Raw genomic sequence first — 21420 nt, forward strand, 5'->3', positions numbered from 1 at the left:
ATGAAAACAGGATTGACGGATAATATTTCAGGGGAAAAAGTTTTGGTGGTAGGCGAGCTGCTGGCAGATATTATATCCGAAAAAGATATAGCGTCTCTTCAATTCCCTTCATCTTTTATGATTAACCAGGGTGGAAGTTCAGCGAATTTATGTGCCAATTTAAAGTGGCAGGGAATAGATGCAGCCTTAGTCGCAACTGTTGGGAATGATAATCTTGGCGCTTTTTTAATAAATGAATTAAAAACTGTCGGATTATCCGATAATTACATAAGTCGCTCTGCAAACCGCCAAACCAGTATTGTACTGGTTGGTAAGAATGTGGATACACCAGATTTTATTCCTTACAGATGTGCCGATATGGCAATAAAAAGGGTAGAAGATGCTGTATTGCAATCGTGCGGAATAATACATACTACTGCATTCGCTTTGAGTAAAGAACCCGCCCGCGGTAATATTCTTAATGCCTTTACCAAGGCAGCTCAACTGGGTAAATTTTTATCAATTGACTGGAACTTTGCACCTTCCATCTGGCATGAAGATGATGGAAAAGCGGTTTTCAAACAAATCTGCAGGCTTAATCCGCTGTTAAAAATAAGTGTAGATGATTTGGAGCGTTTTTTAGGGGAGCACCTGAGTATTGAGGCCTGTATACAGTGGTTGGATAAGCTAAATGTGAAAGCAATTTGCCTGACCTGTGGAAAAGATGGGGTTTGGTTTAAAGGGCAAGATCAAAGCTGGAGCTATAAGCCTGCACTTGAAGTGGCATCGGTAGTTGGTGTAACCGGTGCGGGTGATGCTTTCTGGTCGGGATTTTTAGCTCATTTTATAAAAGGAAAACCCCTTGAAGCTTGTGTAGATAATGCGCTGGAAGTCGCAAGATGTAAAATAGAAAAGCCTTACCCTTTATATAAAAAATAATTATTATTCATTAAACATAAATTAACAGAAACTATGAAACACCCTCCTTCTTAAAACTTAACTTTTGAATTCAAAAAACAAATTTCTAACCATTTTAAATCAATCAATTATGAACAATACTTTACCAGGCAATTGGACTGTTTTACCTCTAAAACAGAAATTGTATGCACTGGAGAAACTTATAATTTTAAGTTTCTTTATGATCTTTTTAAGCACGGCAGCCTTTGCGCAAACCGTAGTAAAAGGTATAATTTTCGATAATGACAAACTCCCGCTTGCGGGTGCAACCTTACAGGTTGCGGGTACGAACACAAAAACACAAAGTGACGCGGAAGGCAAGTATCAAATTACGGTACCGTCGCCAACTTCAAAATTAATTGTAAGTTTTGTTGGCTTTGAAACCCAAACCGTAAGCTTAAACAACCAAACCGTAGTTAATATTACGCTGGCCTCGCTTAATAATCTCGATGCTGTGGTTGTGGTGGGTTATGCATCTGTAAAGAAAAGTGATTTAACCGGAGCCGCCACAACGGTTTCGGCAAAGGATTTTAACAAAGGTCCTTTAAATGCGCCCGACCAACTTATACAAGGTAAGGTTGCAGGTGTGCAGATGATTAATAACAGCGGTCAGCCAGGGGGTGCATCAACCGTTCGCATCAGGGGTAACTCGGCCATTACCGGAACAGGACAGCCACTTTATGTTGTCGACGGGGTTGCGCTTGATGGCCGATCGGCAAGACCATCTACCAGTGCAGGTATTGGTACCGCACCGGACGGTAACCCTTTAAACTTCATTAATCCGGCAGATATCGAATCGATGGAAATTTTAAAAGATGCATCGGCAACTGCAATTTACGGCTCACGTGCCGCTTACGGCGTGGTTTTGATTACAACCAAAAGAGGTAAATCAGGCGAGACAAAAATCGATCTTAGTGCTTCTGCAGGGGTAAGCAATATTGCAAGACGGGTGGACGTATTATCAGGTGATGAATACCGCGCTGCGTTAACTAAGTACAACCTTACCAACGGTAATTTTGGTACAAGCGTTGATGCACTTGATGCCATTACCAGAACTGCATATAATCAAAATTATTCAGTAGGCATAAGTGGCGGTTCAAATGGCAACACATTCCGTGCGTCACTTGGTTATCAGGATCAGCAAGGTATTATCAAAACAACCGACTTTAAAAAATACAGTGCCGGTTTTAATGGTAATTTTAAATTCTTAGAAAGTAAAAAACTTGGATTAGATGTAAACATGATCAGCAATCAGTATCTGGAAAGTGTAGCGCCAATTACGACGGATGCCGGTTTTACAGGAAGTTTAATTTCTCAGGCATTATCGTGGAATCCTACACAGTCTTTTTATAATCCTGATGGCAGTTTGTTTATCGACTACGGTTCTACAACGATTAATCCTTTGGCCGCATTAGCTGCGAATAATGATAAATCAAAGGTTTCGACCATTTTAGGAAGTGTTTCGCCATACTATAAAATTGCACCGTGGTTGGAATACCGCATGCTTGCCAGTGTAAACTATAGCACCGGTATCAGAAGGGCATCAACAAGAAGCTTCTTAAATCTTCAGGGTATACAACCATCTGGCGATTTCTTAGGCGGTTATGCCAGCTATTCAAATACTGAATTAATTACGCAGCAATTTACAAATACCTTAAACTTTAATAAAGAGATAGTTGGTAAGTTAAATTTAAACGCGATAATCGGCTACGAGTATTCTAATTTTATTAATAAAGGTACTACAAATACGGCAACGGGTTTCGGTAATATTGAAGGTGATTATACAGATGCATTTCAAACAACTGCACCTGCAAACCGTACATTTTCTGCTTTTAATAACCCGACTACGGAGTTACAGTCTTATTTCGCAAGAGCAATTTTCAACTACGACAGCAAGTATATTTTAACGGCTACTTTCAGGGCAGATGGTTCAACTAAATTTGGTAAATCTAACCGTTATGGATATTTTCCTTCTTTTGCAGCAGCATGGGATATTAAAAAGGAAAGTTTCCTGTCGAATACCGAATGGATTGATCAGTTAAAACTTAGGGTTGGCTATGGTAAAACAGGTAACCAGGATTTCCCTTCAGGATCTGCTCAGCAACGGTATGATTATGGTAACTCAAACGGAGCGCCGACTTTAATTGCAATCAATAACGCAAATCCAAACCTTAAATGGCAGTCGGATGAACAAACTAACGTTGGTGTAGATTTCGGTTTGTTAAAAAACAGACTAACAGGTTCGGTAGATTACTTTCATAAAACCACCAATGATTTGTTATTCCCACAAATTTCATTTGTTCCGGCAGTTGGTGGAAATGTACCAACTTGGGTAAATTTACCAGGTCAGATTATTAACAAAGGTTTGGAATTAACCTTGAACGGAAATATTATTGATCAGGAAAATATTTCATGGTCGTTAGGTGGTAATGCAACTTTCATCAAAAATAAAGTGCAAAACATCTCCGGAATTATAAAAACCGGTGCATTAAATGGTCAGGGTTTAAGTGGTGTAACTACTGAGGTTATTCAAAATGGCTTGCCTTTATTTGCTATGGTAACCAGACAATTTAACGGCATAGATGCAAACGGATTTTCGATTTATACAGATGATGGTTTCACCAATTACTATGTAGGTAACCCGAATCCAAAAGTAATTATGGGTTTAAGTACCAACTTCAGGTATAAAAAGTTATCCTTTACTGCCAACTTTAACGGCGCATTCGGACAAAGCATTTACAACAATACCGCAAACTCTGTACTGGCGATTTCTAACTTAGGTACAAGAAATGTTTCTTCGGCATTGGTAAGCTTGCCAGTTGCAGAATCGTTAGCTAATCCAATTGCAGCATCTTCAAGATACATTGAAAAAGGTGACTATATAAAGCTTGCAAATGCGACACTGAATTACAATTTTGGTAATATCGGGAAAGCAATTAAATCATTAAACGTTTATGTTAACGGACAAAATCTTTTTGTAATTACAAATTACACAGGATTTGATCCGGAAGTTAACGTTAATAAAAGTGTAAGTGGTGTTCCTTCGGCTGGTATAGATTATACAGCTTATCCAACTGCAAGAACGTTCAATTTTGGTGTTAATTTTTCACTTTAATTCTTAAAAAATAAAAACATGAAAAATAAATATATTATCGGTTTTGCTATGGTTGCCCTAAGTTTTTCGGGTTGTACCAAGCTAGATGAAAACCTGAACGGCCAGGTAGGCAGTGCAGGTGTGAGTGGGGGTAATGTTTCGAGTTTATTAGGCGCAACATATGCTGCAATGATTGGTCCTTACCAGGCGCCATGGAACTGGTCGGCATTACAGGAAGTAACATCTGATGAAATTATTGTACCTACCCGTGCAGGCGATTGGGATGATAATGGCGCATGGCGTTCCCTACACTTACATAAATGGGCACCTGATCATACCAGGATTTCTGATGTTTTCAGAGATTTAAACAGTATTTCTTATGTAGCAACAAGTGTGCTTGGCGCCAGCCCTACAGCAAGTCAGGCTGCACAAGCCCGTTTTCTGCGCGCCTTTGCACAGTTTTCTATTTTAGATGGCTGGGGCCAGGTTCCATACAGAGATGCCGGGGAAGATGTAACCAAACCATCGCGTGTTAGAAATGCAGCTGATGAAATTGGTTATTTAATTAATGAATTAACAGCCATTATCCCCGATTTACCAACAGGAACAGCAAACGTAGCCAATAAAAACGCTGCCAGAACATTATTGATGAAAGTTTACCTTAATAAAGGTGCCTTTTTAAATCGTAATGCACCAACTTTCGATGCTGCAGATATGGCTAAAGTAATTAGCCTTGCTGATGAAATTGCAGCTGGCGGCTATACTTTAACAGCTAATTACTTCGATAATTTTGCACCTACTAATGATATCTTATCCAAAGAAAATATTTTTACGGCTCAAAATATCGGCGGTGCCAGTGGCAGCGATTTAGATGGACAATGGAAATGTACAACACACTATAACCAAAATCCAAATGGTTACAACGGTTTCTCTTCATTATCAAATTTTTATAACAAATTTGAGGCATCTGATAAAAGAAGAGGCGGAAGCTATACCGGTCAAACCAACATTTCCGGAATCAGAGTAGGTTTCCTTGTTGGTCAGCAGGTTGATCAGAATGGCGTTGCTTTAAAAGATAGAAAAGGTAACCCTTTAGCCTTTACACCAGAAGTGAGCATTATCGAGCGTGATCCAAATCACCTGGAAGTTGCAGGTATTCGTGTAATTAAATACCCGATTGATTATGCAAATGCAGGTTCAAGGAAACCAGATAATGATTGGGTTTATTTCCGCTATGCTGATGTATTGTTGATGAAAGCAGAAGCGCAGTTAAGAACATCACAAGCTGCTGCCGCATTAACTATTGTGAATTCAATCAGAACCATAAGAGGTGCATCGGCTTTAACCAGCTTAACTCTGGATATTTTATTAGATGAGCGCGGACGTGAACTTTACTGGGAAAGTTTCAGAAGACAGGATTTGATCCGTTTCGGTAAATTCCTTGCTGCATGGCAGGAAAAACCCGCAAGTGAAGCGAAATATTTAGTGTTCCCGATTCCTGATAATCAGCTTGGAAATCCTAACCTGATTCAGAACCCGGGCTATTAATTCCAATAATGCTTAAAAACCAGAGGCTGTAACATAAATCAATTTATTTTTGGCCTGTCATGTTGAGCTTGTAGAAACGCCCAAAAAGGCTTTTTTACAAACCTTTCGACAGGCTCGGGATGACATTTTGTATTTGTGTTATAGCCTCTGATTTGTTTTTAAATGCTTTCAAGTGCTAATTTATTATATCCATGAAAAACAAAATAATTTTATTCCTGCTATCGGTTTTCAGTTTGAATGCCACCGCACAAGATCCTTGGAAAATAAGTGCAGATAAAATAGATCCGGGCAAATATTTTGGTATTACTGCTGCAAATGGAATTATTGGTATTGTTTCTTCACCACAACCCTTTAAAGTGAAAAATGTGATTTTAGCCGGGGCCTATGATACTTATGGACGTGGCCGGGTAAGCAATTTTCTTAACGGGTTCAATTTGCTTAATATGTATCTCGAAATTGATGGAAGAAGATTGGATGAACAGAATACTCAAAATATGCAGCAACAGCTCGATATGCAACATGCGGCATTTACCACAAAATTGCAATATGGGAAAAAGGCTGATGTTAAATATACCTATTATGCATTGAGGCATTTACCTTTTACGGTACTAATGGATGTAACCATCACAGCTAATGAAGATTTAAAACTAACTGCTGCAAGTGTAATGGAAACGCCCGATGCATTGCGGGATGTAGAAAATTATTATAATGAAATAGACAGACCGCATGTAACCTTAAGTTTGCTTACTTCTACTGCTAAAAGTCCTACGGGTAAGTTGCAGCTTTGTGCATCTAATAGTTTTTTGTTTACAGAAGCCCATGGAAGCGAGCCAAAAACTATCCATGAAATGTGGGATAACAACAGCCATTTAATGAAGTTTAGTAAAGCTTTAAAAGCAGGCGAAAGTTATACCTATTCAGTTATTGGCAGTACAATCAGTTCGGCACAACATGCCGATCCGTTAAATGAAGCGGAAAGAATGACGATTTTTGCGAAACTTGAAGGCCACGACAGGTTAGTTAAATTTCATAATGCGGCATGGGATGAACTTTGGAAATCAGATATTTTAATTGATGGAGATCCACAGGCACAGCAGGATGTGCATAGTATGTTGTACCACCTTACTTCATTTTCCCGTGCGGGTACATCTTATTCCCTTTCGCCCATGGGTTTATCAGGATTAGGTTATAATGGCCACGTTTTTTGGGATACAGATATCTGGATGTTTCCGGCTTTGCTGGTGCTTCATCCTGATGTAGCCAAATCATTAATTGAATATCGATACGAACGATTGGCAGCAGCAAAACGAAATGCATTTTCACACGGTTATCAGGGTGCTATGTATCCCTGGGAGAGTGCAGATACCGGCGTAGAAGAAACACCGGTTTGGGCATTGAGCGGCCCGTTCGAACACCACATATCGGCTGATGTGGCGCTTGCAGCATGGAATTATTACTGTGTTACGCAGGATAAAACCTGGCTTAAAGAAAAGGGATGGCCTATTTTGTCGCAAACAGCAGATTTCTGGGCCAGCAGGGTAGAGCGAAATGGAGCGAACCAGTTTGATATTAAAAATGTGGTCGCGGCCGATGAATGGGCGGAAAATGTAGACAATAATGCCTTTACAAATGCAGCAGCGAAATTAAATTTAAAAAATGCAAACCTGGCCGCCGAAATTTTAGGCTTACCTTTAAATAAAGATTGGGCGTTGGTTGAAAAAAACATTCCGATTTTGAAATTTCCTGATGGTGTAACGAAAGAACATGCAAGCTACAAGGGTGAAGGCATTAAACAAGCTGATGTAAACTTATTGGCTTATCCATTGAAAACCATTACAGATAAAAATCTGATTGAAAAGGATTTAGCTTATTATGAAACACGTATTCCTGATGAAGGTACGCCGGCCATGACGCATGCAATTTTTGCACTTCTGTATGCGAGAACGGGCAATGCCGAAAAGGCTTATACATATTTTAAAGAAGCTTACCAGCCCAACCTAAACCCGCCGTTTCGGGTTATTGCTGAAACTAAAGGGGGCACAAACCCATATTTTGCGACTGGTGCAGGCGGTGTTTTACAAAGTGTGCTTATGGGATTTGGTGGTCTTGATATTACAAATAAAGGCATTGTTCAGGTACCAAGCGTTTTACCTCCAAAATGGAAATCTGTAAAAATTACAGGCGTTGGAACGGATAAGAAAACCTTTACTGTGACCAATAAAAATTAAACAAAAGAATTTGGTTTTGATATGAACCGTTTTAAAGAACCCAATGTTGGTACCGCGATTTGTTCCAATGGCAATTCGAGAATGTGCCACTTTGTACGCCGGAAAAATAATGGAATAGAACTTAGAAGCCGTTTCTGGTTCCCTGCGAAAATGCATATTCCAATGATGGTATTAAAAGGATTAAATTATCATGCATTAGAGGAATTTTCTAACCTGGCTAAAATTCTTCCATTGCTTTATAAAGAATATGGCCCTGAAAAATAACGATAGCATTTCGATAAGCTCAATGTGACATTGAGGGTTTTTTATTTCAATTTCCCGGTCTGCGCTTCACCATTGGTGTTCGGAAGAATGAAAACCATTAAGAAAAATAAGCGATTTCCATTTAAATGCCTTATAGTGTAAAATGAAAAAGCATTTTAATTTTAATAACCTTAACTTCTAATTGTTATTTAAAATTTAAGCTTAATAAATTGCTGTTGATTAGGCTCGGTCTGTGGCTCACAGACCAAAACCTGTTAGTTTTACTCTTTATGATCTGTAAGGGCATGGCCATCGTTAGGCTCAACATGCCAAATTAAACGCAACTATTTTTTCATCAATTTTAAAAGCACGCCGTTTGTCCAGCCGAAACCGTCTTGTAATGGATATTCTCCACCACCACCGCCTTTGCTGTTTGGTTCGACAACGTTATATTTTTCCATCAGTTTGCCGGTTTCTTTAAAAACGGCAATATTCAAATTCACCCACCGGTTTGTGATGGTATCGGCCAGCTTATCATAGCCGTAATTATGCAAACCCTGAATGCTGACATATTGTAAAGGTGCCCAGGCATTTGGTGCATCCCATTGTTGTTTGGTTGTGGTAACAGTTGTAATTAAACCGCCGGATTTTAAAAAATCTTTTTCTATTTTTTCGGCAACTGATTTTGCCTGTGCAGGTGAAGCTAATTTAAAGTAAAGCGGAAACGAGGCCGCTAAAGTTAACTGATTAGACAAACGCTGTTTTTTCCAGTTATAATCAGTAAAAAAGAGCTGTTTGCTATTCCAGAAATATTTTAAAATTGCTGCCTTACGCTGGCTTGCCTTTACTGTAAATCGTTTTGCTTTAGTTTCATTACCCGCTTGTTTATTGGCATCAGCAATGGCAATTTCAAGATTATACATTAAACTGTTCAAATCAACAGGCAATAAATCCGTTGTAATAATCTGGCTGTAACTTTTGCCATCTGCAAACCACCTGCTGCTAAAATCCCAGCCGGATTCTGCCGCCGAACGCACATTCCTGAGAAAAACGGATGGTTCCTGCTTCGTTAATTTTGCCGCCTCATAATCTTCTCGATATGATTCTTCCCTGGGCTGGTCGCCGGCATCGTGGTAGCGGTTTAATACCGTCCCATCTGTTAATTTCACAACGTGATTTAAGGCTGTACCTTTTTTCAGTTGAACTGCACCTTTCATCCAGAAATTATATTCCTTTTCCAGTACGTCTTTATAGTCACTTAATTTCACATCAGCATCATATTTAGTAAGCAACTGAACCATGGCGGCAAAAAAGGGTGGCTGCGATCGGGTGAGGTAATAGCTGCGGTTTCCATTCGGGATAAAACCATAAGTATTAATCAGATAGGCAAAATTATCAACCATATCTTTAACGGTTTGGGTTTTACCAGCTTTTAATAAACCCAGCATGGTGAAATAAGAATCCCAGTAATAAATTTCTCTAAAACGACCCCCAGGTACCAGATAAGGCTTTGGCAGAGGTAAAAGAGATGTTTGAAAAGCAGAAAGGGTATCAGGATTTCTTTTTAGAACCGTCCAAAGTGTATCTAAATGTTTTTCGATTCCTGCATTAATATCTGATTGATAAATTGCATTGTGATTTTCCGGTAGTTTAAAATATTCATTTACAAAACGCTTTAAATTGAATTCCTTCAGATTTTTCTGCGCTTCAAAAGCTTTCATAATTTCCGAAGGTTTTTTCTGGGGAATGGCATCTGCAAAAGATTTACCGTCCGGATAAACCCTTGCGAGCTGAACCCTTTCAAATAAACCCGGATAGGTTTGTCTTGGGCTTAATTCTTTCTGGGCGTATAACTGTATGGAGTTAAGTAGTAAACAAAAAATAAATAGTTGTAAAAATTTAAAACGCCCAGTTTTTTTTTGGTTTGAAAATAAATATATGTTGCTCATCATATTATTATGCTTATAATGTGAAGTTAAGGTTTATTAAGTTTTCTTAGGCTATACTTCTTTAATTTTCCATCACTTATATTGTATTTAAAACATGCAGGAAGTTAAATTATGTTTCAGATGCATTGATTTTTTTATTGGCAATTTACTTAAAAATAAAAACCATCTAAAATAGTAAGATTCGGATCTATTTATCAACTTTGTTAGATACAGATAAATAGAGTCCCGGTTTTAATTAATCAAAAATGTACAAAAACCTAATACGTTGCCTGCTCACTTTAATGATTTTGCATATCGTGGCACCATTGCATGCACAAAGTCCGGTAGTAAAAGTAGATCTCAGCCAGGAAGTAGCCCCTATGAAAAATGTATGGGCATGGTTTGGTTATGATGAACCAAATTACACATACATGAAAGATGGCAAAAAACTCCTTTCGGAAATTGCAGCGCTTAGCCCGGAGCCGGTTTATGTACGTACACACAGTTTGCTTGTAACCGGCGACGGCACAGCATCTTTAAAATGGGGATCAACCAATGCATATACTGAAGATCTTAACGGTAAACCGATTTACAACTGGACAATCGTAGATCGCATTTTTGATACCTATGTTTCCCGAGGAATGAAACCGCTGGCACAAATTGGTTTTATGCCCGAAGCGTTGTCTACACATCCTTCACCATATCGGCATTATTGGAAGCCCGGCGATCCGTATAACGATATTATAACTGGTTGGGCATACCCGCCAAAGGATTATGATAAATGGCGGAAGCTGGTGTACGAATGGGTAAAGCATTCAGTGGCCCGGTATGGTCAAAAAGAAGTGGAGAGCTGGTATTGGGAGGTATGGAACGAACCTAACGGCGCTTATTGGAAAGGTACACAGGAAGAATTTTATAAACTGTATGATTACGCTGCCGATGGCTTAAAAAGTGCTTTGCCTACGGCTAAAATCGGCGGAATTAATGTTGCAGGAACCCGTGGTAAAGGTGCGAGGGACTGGACGAATAATTTTATTAAGCATTGTATTGACGGTACCAACTATGCAACGGGCAAAAAAGGTGCCCCGCTTGATGCTATACTTTTTCATGCTAAAGGCTCACCTAAACTGGTGGATGGTGCCGTGAGAATGGATATGGCACCTCAGCTTAATGACATCAAAACCGGATTCGAAATCACCACGTCATACCCTGAAACGAAAAACCTGCCTGTTATTATAGGTGAGTCTGACCCGGAAGGTTGTGCCGCCTGCGGAATGGCGACCAATCCCGAAAATGCGTATAGAAATGGTACGATGTATTCCAGTTATACCGCGGCAACTTTTGCCCGTAAATACCTCTTGGCCGACCAAACTAAAATCAATTTTCTAGGCGCCGTATCATGGTCTTTTGAGTTCGAAAATCAGCCATGGTTTTATGGTTTCCGCGATTTGGCAACCAACGGCGTGGATAAACCGGTATTAAATGTTTTCAGAATGTTTGGTATGATGAGCGGCAATCGTATAGCAGCTGAAAGCAACAGGATGTATCCCTTAAAGGAAGTTCTGAATACAAGTGTGCATGGCACCCAGTCGGATGTAGGGGTATTGGCAACAAAAGATACAAAAACTGCGGCGGTAATGGTGTGGAATTATCACGATGATGACCGGCCGGGACCAACTGAAAGCTTAAGTATTAACATCACAAATATTCCAGCAAAAACGATTTCACTAAATATTTACCTTATTGATAAGGAAAACAGCAATTCGTATGAGGCCTGGAAAAAAATGGGTTCGCCACAAAATCCTACAAAACAACAAATTGCTGCACTTGAAAAATCAGGAAAGCTAAAACGCGTTGTTTCTAGTAAGATAAATACAACTTCAGGCAAGGTTGTTGTTCCATTACAATTAGAACGACAGGCTGTTGCCCTTCTAAAAATGGATTGGTAAAGCGAGCTCCATTATCCCGATTGATACTTATTACACCGCTATTTATCTGGTTAAGCTTAAGTAAATATTTAAAGTGGTGATACAATTTTAACAACACTTTTAAACAAATCCGGCGGGGTTTTTACTTTATATTTAATCATTATAATGGTTTGAAAGCGATTTATTCAGTCTCCTTAACATTTGTGCTTTATTCTGAAACATTTGTGTAAGATTCACATTTTCTTACTTACATATCTTTAGCTTATTAAACCAAATATTTATTAATCGCCATTTTGCGGTTTACAATAAGCTTTATGAGAAAAATTCTTACCCTTTTACTTACCGCTGTATTTTTATTAGCCTTTCCAGTTTTTAGTTTTTCACAAAATGTCCGTTACCAGAAAACGGATAACGGTGTAATTATACGTCCGGTTAACGGTGATGAAAGCAGCGGTAAACAAATTAAGCTGGAGGTGGTCAGCGATAAAATCATCCATGCGGTGATTAGCCCTGAAGGATTTTTTTCGCTGGAACCGGGTTTGATGGTTGTCCCGGTTAAATCCAAGCCTGAGTTTACCGTTTCAGAAGCCGGGGCATACATACAGCTCAACACCCGGTCACTTATGGTAAAGGTTAATACAACAACCGGTCAAATCCTCTACCAGGATTTATCGGGTAAAAGCATCCTCGAGGAGAAAGCAGGGATTTCCCGTTCATTCCGTGCGGTTTCAAACGGTGGGGAAGCAAGTTATGAGCTTAAGCAGGTTTTCAGTTCCCCTGCAGATGAATCGATTTACGGATTGGGCCAGCACCAGGACGATATGATGGACTATAAAGGCAAGCAGGTTTTATTGCTGCAGAACAATACCGATGTGGCCATCCCTTTTCTTTTGAGCAATAAGCACTACGGCATCCTCTGGGACAATTACTCGATTACCAAAGTCGGCGATACAAGAGATTATCAGCCGCTTTCAAGCCTGCGCCTGTTTTCCAGAGAAGGAAACGAAGGCTGGCTGACGGCAAATTATGAAAACAGGAAAAGCGGCGGGGCAAGCCTAAAACGTGCGGAATCAGACATCGACTATTCTTTTCTGAGCGATATGAAGAAATTCCCTGACAGCTTTAAAATGGCAAATGGACTTGTAAAGTGGGAAGGCAAAATCGCTTCGGGTTATTCCGGTCTTCACCACTTCAATGTGAAGTACGCGGGCTACATCAAAATGTGGGTAAACGGGGAGCTGCTGGTGGATAAATGGCGGCAGGCCTGGAACCCGGGCAGTGCGGTTGTAGGCGCCGAAATGCAGAAAGATAAAAAATATGATATCAGGATAGAATGGTTGCCCGATGGGAATGAATCATACCTTTCGGTTAAATGTTTAACACCCATCCCCGAGTGGGAAAAGAATCAGTATGCCTTTTCATCTGAATCGGGCGATGCGGTAAATTACTACTTTGTATCGGGAAATGATGCGGATGAAGTCATCAGCGGTTACCGTACGCTTACGGGCAAAGCGGTGCTGCTGCCCAAATGGGCAATGGGTTTCTGGCAAAGTCGGGAACGGTACAAAACCCAGGAAGAACTTTTGGGGGTGGTTAAGGAATTCAGAGACCGTAAAATACCGATAGACAATATTGTGCTGGATTGGCAGTACTGGAAACCGGATAGCTGGGGCACACACGAATTTGATAAAAGCCGTTTCCCGGACGCAGATGGGATGATTAAAACGTTACACGATACCTACCATACCCGTTTGATGATTTCGGTATGGCCGAAGTTCTATACCGGCAATGCCAATTATGAGCTGATGAATAAGAACGGCTTTTTGTACAAACACAATATTGCCGATGGCAGAAAAGACTGGCTGGGCTACCAGTCGACCTTTTATGATGCTTTTAATCCCGAGGCCCGAACGCTGTTCTGGGATTTGATGGACAAAAAGCTATATAAAAAAGGCATCGATGCCTGGTGGATGGATGCAACCGAACCGGATATCCATTCTAACCTTCCGATTTGGGAACGGAAATACAACATGACCCCAAACTACCTGGGTTCGGCGACAAAATATTTCAATGCCTTTCCGCTGCAAAACTCGAAAGGGGTTTACGAAGGGCAGCGGAAGGCAAACCCGAACGAGCGGGTATTTATCTTAACGCGTTCAGCTTATGGGGGGTTGCAAAGATATGCGGCGGCGACCTGGAGCGGCGATATCGCCTCGAGGTGGGAAGATATGAAATCGCAGATTTCAGCAGGACTGAATTTCTCGCTGTCGGGTTTACCTTACTGGACGATGGACATCGGCGGTTTCTCGGTAGAGCGCAGGTATGAAAAGCCGAATGATAAAGACTTAAAAGAGTGGCGGGAGCTGAATACGAGGTGGTACCAGTTCGGGGCTTTTGTTCCGCTGTTCAGGGGCCATGGCCAGTTCCCTTACCGGGAGGTGTATAATATCGCACCGGAAGACCACCCGGCTTACCAGAGCATCCTGTATTACAACAAACTGCGCTACCGCCTGATGCCTTACATCTATTCGCTTGCCGGGGCCACTTATCAAAAAGATTATACGATAATGCGAGGCCTGGTGATGGATTACGGAACAGATGGGAAAGTAAAGGATATAGGCGATGAGTACCTATTCGGCCCTTCGCTGCTGATAAACCCGGTGTATGAATACGGGGCAACGAGCAGGAAGGTTTACCTTCCGGAAGGGAACGGCTGGTATGATTTATATACGGGCAGGCACACAAAAGGCGGGCAGACGATAAAGGCAGATGCACCGTATAACCGGATGCCGGTTTATGTTAAGGCGGGTTCGGTTATCCCTTATGGCCCGGAGCTCCAGTATACCGATGAAAAACCTGCAGATGCGATAACCTTATATGTTTATGGCGGACAAGACGGAATGTTTACGCTTTACGAAGATGAAGGCACGAACTACAACTATGAAAAAGAGGAGTATGCCACAATAAACTTTAACTATAGCGAAAAAAGTAAATCACTGACGATATCGGAACGTAAGGGCAATTACAAAGGAATGCTAAAAGACAGAAAGTTCCATATTGTTTACATCAGCGAAAAGAAACCAATTCCATTAAACTTTAACCAGAAACCAACCAAAACCATCCAGTATAATGGCAACCAAATTATAACCAGATTTTAAATTCAGAAAAATGATAAGTTCTGTCTAAATTTCGGCAGATCAGGCAAGATTGTACTATTGCTAATTATAACCCAACTTAATAAATTACAGATACTGTAATATTGATATTTAATAAAATACAAAATAAAATATGATGAAGAAGCTGCTTTTTATGTTCCCGGCTATTTTTTTTGCACTGAATGTGCATGCACAAGACACACAATACCAGTATTTATCTGGTAAAGATAAAGACCATATGGTTACCTGGGATTTCATGGTCAATACCGGGATGAAAAGCGGTGTTTGGTCTAAAATTGGCGTGCCTTCCAATTGGGAACAACAGGGTTTCGGAAGTTATAACTACTATAAAGATACGCAAAACCCGGAAGAAACAGGACAGTACAAATACAAGTTCAATGTCTCAAAAAGCAATGCCGGCAAAGCAGTATTTATTGTTTTTGAGGCAGCTATGACAGATGCTGAAGTAAAAATCAACGGAAAATTAGCTGGGCCTATACATCAGGGCGGATTTTATACTTTTCAGTACAATATTACTTCATTACTAAATTTTGAAGGTGAAAACCTGCTGGAAGTAAGAGTAAGCAAACAATCTGCCGACCCATCGGTAAATCGTGCCGAAAGAAAAGCCGACTTCTGGCTATTTGGGGGTATTTTCAGGCCTGTATACCTGAAAATTTTACCAAAGGCACACTTAGACAGAATTGCAATTGATGCGAAAGCGAATGGCGGTTTTAGTCTGGATGCTTTTACAGAAAATGCGCCTGTAGGTTCATTTTTAAAAGCCAGGGTACAGAAATTAAATGGCGAAAATGTTGGAACTGAAATTTCGTCTAAAATCACATCGGTTGAAAATGCCACAAATCTTAAGGGTTGGTTTAAAGATGTAAAATTATGGAGCCCTGAGTCGCCGAATTTGTACCAGGTAGTTGTTTCTTTAAGTGATGCCAATGGCAAACTTATCCACCGTATTAAACAAAAATTCGGTTTCAGAACAGCAGAACTCCGTGCACATGATGGTTTTTATGTAAACAATAAGAAAATCATTTTCAAGGGCGTTAACCGCCATAGCGAGTGGCCTGAATCGGGGAGGGCTTTAAGCAAGACGCTCAACATCGAAGATGTAAAACTCATTAAAGAAATGAACATGAACGCGGTGCGCATGTCGCATTATCCACCTGATCCGAGCTTTTTAGATGCGTGCGATTCGCTTGGTCTTTTTGTAATCGACGAACTAACCGGCTGGCAGGCAAAATACGATACCGAAGTGGGTACTAAGCTGGTAAAGGAACTGGTGACCCGCGATGTTAACCATCCATCTATCGTAATATGGGCAAATGGTAACGAAGGCGGTTTTAATTATGATTTAGACCATCTTTACGCAAAATATGATAACCAAAGCCGCTTGGTTATCCACCCCTGGGAAAAATTTAACGGTACCGATACCAAGCACTATCCTGATTATAACTACGTAGTAAATTCTGCTTTATATGGAAAGGATGTGTTTTTTCCGACAGAATTTATGCATGGCTTACATGATGGCGGACATGGAGCCGGTTTGGATGATTTTTGGTCGGCGATGATGAAACACCCCTATGCGGCAGGTGGTTTCTTATGGTCTTTTGCAGATGAAGGTGTAACCCGTTTAGATAGGAATGGTAAAATGGATATTCAGGGTAATGCAGCCCCAGATGGTATTTTAGGTCCGCACCGCGAAAAAGAAGGTAGTTTTTATACCATAAAAGAAATATGGTCGCCCGTACAAATTACTTTAAAAAACCTGCCCGTAAATTTCGACGGAAAGATACCGGTAGAAAACCAGTATTTCTTTACTAATCTGAATCAATGCCGTTTCGAATGGCGCCTGGCTAAACTACCTGCCCCGGGTGCAAATAGCCAGGCTACCACAACAGCATCAGGGAAATTAACAGGCATTGGCTTAATGCCCGGCGACAGAGGCCTACTTAGCCTGCCACTACCCGCTAGCTGGAAGTTTAATGATGTTTTATATTTAACCGCTTTCGACCCATACAATAAAGAAATTTTTACCTGGAGCTGGCCAATTAAAACGCCAACTGCGCCGGTAACGACCGGTGTTGCAGCAAAATCTAAAATCCAGGTATCGGAAACCAATAAAACATTAAGCCTTAATGTTGATGGCATTGTTTATAATTTTGATAAAAAAACAGGCTATATCCAAGGCGTAACAAATAAAAAATCGGAGATTTCGATATCTGGCGGTCCGGCTTTGGCAGGTGTTAAATGCGAGTTGAAAGAATTTAAAAATTATGCTTCAGGTGATGATTATATTGTAGAGCCTGTTTATAATAACGAAGCGAAATTTAAAGTGAAATGGATTTTTTCATCTGGTAAAGATGTAAAACTCGATTACGAATATTCAGGTCAGGGGGAAGCAGATTTTATGGGTATTACTTTTAACTACCCTGAAGAAAACATTACCGGGATGAAATGGGCAGGCAATGGTCCTTACCGGGTCTGGAAAAACAGGTTGAAGGGTACAAAATTCGGGGTTTGGGACAGTGATTTCAACAATACAATAACCGGAGAAAGCTGGAAATATCCTGAATTTAAAGGCTACTATTCTGACGTTTACTGGGTAACTATAAAAAATAAACAATCGCCTTTTACGGTATATACAACGAATAAGGGAACATTTTTTCAGATGTTGAAACCCCTGAAAGCAGCAGGTGCAACCAATAACAATACCACACCACCATTTCCTGACGGCGATTTAGGCTTTTTAGATGCGATAAGTCCTATAGGAACAAAATTCCAGTCGGCAGAAAAACTTGGTCCTCAAAGCCAGAAAAACATGCAGCTGAATTATACCTGGAATAAAGGAAGTCTCTGGTTCGATTTTAATTAAACAACGAGTTGCAGTCAGACGGATTAGCCGTCTGACTGCGCTTTTCTCCAAGAAGATTGAGAAGCGGGTATGTTGACATATTCCTCAATCGTCATGCTCGCGCCTGCCTTCCGCAGGCAGGAATTTTATTTTGCGATACAAGTTTCAACGTTATTGCCTGTGCGCCACAGACCATTGAACAGAACAGGTTATTAAACAGAATTCAAAATTAAATCAATTAGAAATGTCACTATAATTTTTACTCTTAAGTGTTTGATTTTAAGTTAATTATACATCTGTTAACATTTGTTCTATAAAGATTAACAATCCTATCGCAATTATTGTATTACACCTGTTACTTTCACCATTGAAATTTAACCAGGCCACTGGAAATTTAAACTAACCAAATATACTATCCAATTTTCGGCACTGCATAAACATTGCAATGCGGATATCGGTAGTTATAAACAAACAAAATAACTAACCAAATTAACCAAACAACATGGACATTTTTACTACAGAAACCAAACTGTTTCCTTCTCATCGATTGCTGATTTTTCATTTTCAGTACAGCTCGTCAGTTATCTGATTTCTTTAACCATTAACTCTTATAATAACATGAGAAAGAAAATTACATTTAGGCTTTTAGGGCTTTTTACGTGCTTTTTCAGCGTAGCATTAACGAAAGTTTCTGCGCAGGAAAAGCCCATAAGGAATGTAAATATCAAGGATAGCGTAATTGCAATCAGCGATTCTGTCTATTCTAAAAACAGGGTCTACCTGCCCTTCAGCATTCCTGTATCTACAAATCTGTCAACCGTTTCTACGCAGACAATTTACAATGCTACACTATTAAAGCATCCGGTTAACAGCATTACGAATGCGCTTTCAGGACAATTTGCCGGTTTAAATACACAGCAAAGTTCAGGGCAGCCAGGCTTTGATGCCGTGAGTTTATCGTTAAGGGGAAGAACACCAATGGTTTTAATTGATGGTATACCCCGTTTAATTACAACAATAACTTTAGAAGAAATCGAATCAGTTACTGTACTGAAAGATGCTATGTCGACGGCACTATTAGGTGTTAGAGGTGCCAACGGCGCTTTATCTATAACCACTAAGCAAGGCTACAACGGCAAAGAACGGATATCTTTTACCATCCAGTCTGCTTCGCAGAGACCGCTGAAAATGCCGCAGGCACTCAATGCATTCAATTACGCATCCTTAAGAAATGAGGCGATTAGCAATGAACTTTCTGTAAATCCATTTTACAATACAGCATTATTATATACAGCAGCCGACCTTCAGGCATTTAAAGACAGCTCAGATCCGTTAGGACATCCCGATGTAAATTACCGGGATGAAGTTTTAAACAATAATGCGCCACTTAACCGGTACTCGCTTAATATGAGTGGCGGAAATAAAATGGTAACTTATTATGCAGGCGTAGAACATTTGAAACAAGACGGACTTTTTAAAAGCACCGATATTTATAATACAAATAATTACCTGGCCAGTTACCTGCTTCGTTCCAACATTAACATTCAAATTAATCCAAAACTATCGGGAGGCATACATTTATTTGGACGTATTGGCAATACAAACGAACCTGGTGCAACTACAAACGCAATTTATAGCGCATTACTGACTACGCCCAGCAACTCATATCCCATATTTAATCCAAATGGCAGCCTTGCCGGCACAACGAGATTCACAAATAATATTTACGGAATGGCCGTACAATCCGGCTACCGCCAAACATTCAGACGCGATATCATCTCCGATTTTTATGTAAAAAGAACACTGGATGATGTTACACCGGGTTTGTATGTTAAAGGCCTGGTTTCCTATGCATCCTACCTGATTGAAGAAACAAACCGAAGTAAACCAGTTGTGGCTTTTCAAAGAACTGTTTCTTCAGGCGGTGTAGAAACTTACTCAAATGCACTTACTCAACCTGCTCCCCAAACAAATGTATCAGTCATCAGTACAACAAGCGGACAACCGAATGTAGGGCAGGGACGGCAAGCTTATCTGGAGTTTTCTGCAGGTTATAACCGTACATTCAAAGGCCTTCATACGATTGATGCAGCGATAATTGCCAACTATGATAATAATGTTTATGGCACCAACATTCCTTACAGCGTTAAAGGACTTGCAGGAAAGGCTTCTTATGCATACAATGAAAAATATATAGCAGAATTTGCAGCCGCTTATAACGGATCGAATTACTATCCGGGTAAAAGCCACTATAAAATGGGATTCTTCCCTGTTGCAGGACTAGGTTGGGTTGTTTCGAAAGAAGATTTTCTTAAAGAAAGCAAAACATTAAATTTTCTGAAATTATCGGCTAACTACGGAAAAGTTGGAAATGATAATCCAGGTTATTTCTCCTATATCCAGCGCATATTTGGCGGCTCTACAGCATATTTCGGAACAGGGGCAGGAACTGTAGCAACACTTAACGAAAGCACACTGGCTAATCCGGATATTACTTATGAATATGCAAACAAGTTAAATGTTAACCTTCAAGGGGCATTTTTCAATAATCAGTTAGGCTTTTCAGTAGATTATTATAACAATAAATTTAAAGATTTATTAACGCAAAGAGGTAAGAATACGTCGCTGCTTGGTAATTTTTATCCAAATGAAAATATTGGCCGGAACAAATATGATGGCCTAGAATTTCAATTGTCGTGGCAACAACAGAAGAAAGGAAGTTTTAATTATTTTGTAGCGCTTAACGTTGGCTTTCAACAATCTGTGGTGGAGTTTTTTGATGAAGTTGATCAACCCTATCCATGGATGCAGCGGACCGGCCAGCGGGTTGGCCAGTCGTTTGGTTACGTGGCTGACGGGCTTTATCAATCTCAGGCTGATATAGCAAATTCAGCCAAAAACGGCGTAGCTACTTTCCTGGGTTATACCCCTCAGCCCGGCGATATTAAATACAAAGATTTAAATGGTGATGGCATTCTCAACCAGTTCGATCAAACCGTTATCGGCAGTAAAAGCCCTTTAACAACCTTTGGTGCAAATCTGGGCTTCAGCTATAAGTTTTTTGATTTCAGTGCCTTAGTTCAGGGGGTAGCCAATTATACGGTTAACCTTAGCAACAACAACTACTTTGAATTTCAAAATGGCGGTCTTGGAAACGCCTTTTCACAACATCTCGATCGTTTTACACCTGCAACGGCTGCCACGGCAACCTATCCGCGTTTGAGCATCGGATTTAATCAGAATAACCATACTTTTTCGAGCTATTGGCTCAGAAGGGCGGATTACATCAGGCTTAAAAATATTGAACTGGGTTTTACCGTTCCCGCACGTCTGACAGGTATTTTAAAAATAAGTTCGATACGGGTTTTTGCAAATGGTACCAATTTATTCACAGCGACCAAGCTGAAAGGCAATTTAGATCCTGAAGTACCTACCGATGCATACCCTTTGCAAAAGCTTTATAACCTGGGCGTTAACGTAAAATTCTAATCATC

Annotated in this window: 9 protein-coding genes and 1 pseudogene; 9 read left to right on the top strand and 1 reads right to left on the bottom strand. The window is 40.2% G+C overall.

The genetic code is table 11. The features are described 5' to 3' along the window. From O0931_RS03700 to O0931_RS03720, 5 genes and pseudogenes are all read left to right on the top strand, one after another. Positions 1-918: a carbohydrate kinase family protein gene (locus O0931_RS03700; protein WP_269414199.1), complete on the top strand. Its 918-nt coding sequence runs from the start codon at positions 1-3 to the stop codon at positions 916-918. A 109-nt stretch (positions 919-1027) separates the two neighbouring features. Then, positions 1028-4051, top strand: coding sequence for a SusC/RagA family TonB-linked outer membrane protein (locus tag O0931_RS03705; RefSeq protein ID WP_269414200.1), 3024 nt, complete (start codon positions 1028-1030; stop codon positions 4049-4051). A gap of 18 nt (positions 4052-4069) precedes the next feature. Further along, a complete protein-coding gene (locus O0931_RS03710) occupies positions 4070-5578 on the top strand; it encodes a RagB/SusD family nutrient uptake outer membrane protein (RefSeq protein ID WP_269414201.1) in 1509 nt (502 codons plus the stop codon). A gap of 191 nt (positions 5579-5769) precedes the next feature. Further along, on the top strand, positions 5770-7806 hold the full coding sequence (locus tag O0931_RS03715; RefSeq protein ID WP_269414202.1) for a kojibiose hydrolase: 2037 nt from the start codon (positions 5770-5772) through the stop codon (positions 7804-7806). Positions 7807-7821: 15 nt separating this feature from the next. Then, positions 7822-8070, top strand: a pseudogene (locus O0931_RS03720) (DAPG hydrolase family protein); the annotation flags it as partial. 323 nt (positions 8071-8393) lie between these two features. Here O0931_RS03720 and treF read toward each other — a convergent pair. Beyond that, positions 8394-10001, bottom strand: coding sequence for an alpha,alpha-trehalase TreF (treF, locus tag O0931_RS03725; RefSeq protein WP_269414203.1), 1608 nt, complete (start codon positions 9999-10001; stop codon positions 8394-8396). Between the two features lie 242 nt (positions 10002-10243). Between treF and O0931_RS03730 the strand changes: the two genes are divergently transcribed. The 4 genes from O0931_RS03730 (at position 10244) to O0931_RS03745 (ending at position 21415) form a co-directional block, all read left to right on the top strand. Beyond that, positions 10244-11926, top strand: coding sequence for a GH39 family glycosyl hydrolase (locus tag O0931_RS03730; protein WP_269414204.1), 1683 nt, complete (start codon positions 10244-10246; stop codon positions 11924-11926). Between the two features lie 293 nt (positions 11927-12219). After that, a complete protein-coding gene (locus O0931_RS03735; RefSeq protein WP_269414205.1) occupies positions 12220-15063 on the top strand; it encodes a glycoside hydrolase family 31 protein in 2844 nt (947 codons plus the stop codon). A gap of 130 nt (positions 15064-15193) precedes the next feature. After that, positions 15194-17947: a glycoside hydrolase family 2 protein gene (locus tag O0931_RS03740; protein ID WP_269414206.1), complete on the top strand. Its 2754-nt coding sequence runs from the start codon at positions 15194-15196 to the stop codon at positions 17945-17947. A 597-nt stretch (positions 17948-18544) separates the two neighbouring features. Further along, the gene (locus O0931_RS03745; RefSeq protein WP_269414207.1) at positions 18545-21415 is read left to right on the top strand and encodes a SusC/RagA family TonB-linked outer membrane protein; all 2871 of its coding nucleotides are present in this window, start codon (positions 18545-18547) and stop codon (positions 21413-21415) included. Positions 21416-21420 lie beyond the last annotated feature (5 nt).

Source organism: Pedobacter rhodius (assembly GCF_027213645.1).
GTDB classification, from domain to species: Bacteria; Bacteroidota; Bacteroidia; order Sphingobacteriales; family Sphingobacteriaceae; genus Pedobacter; species Pedobacter rhodius.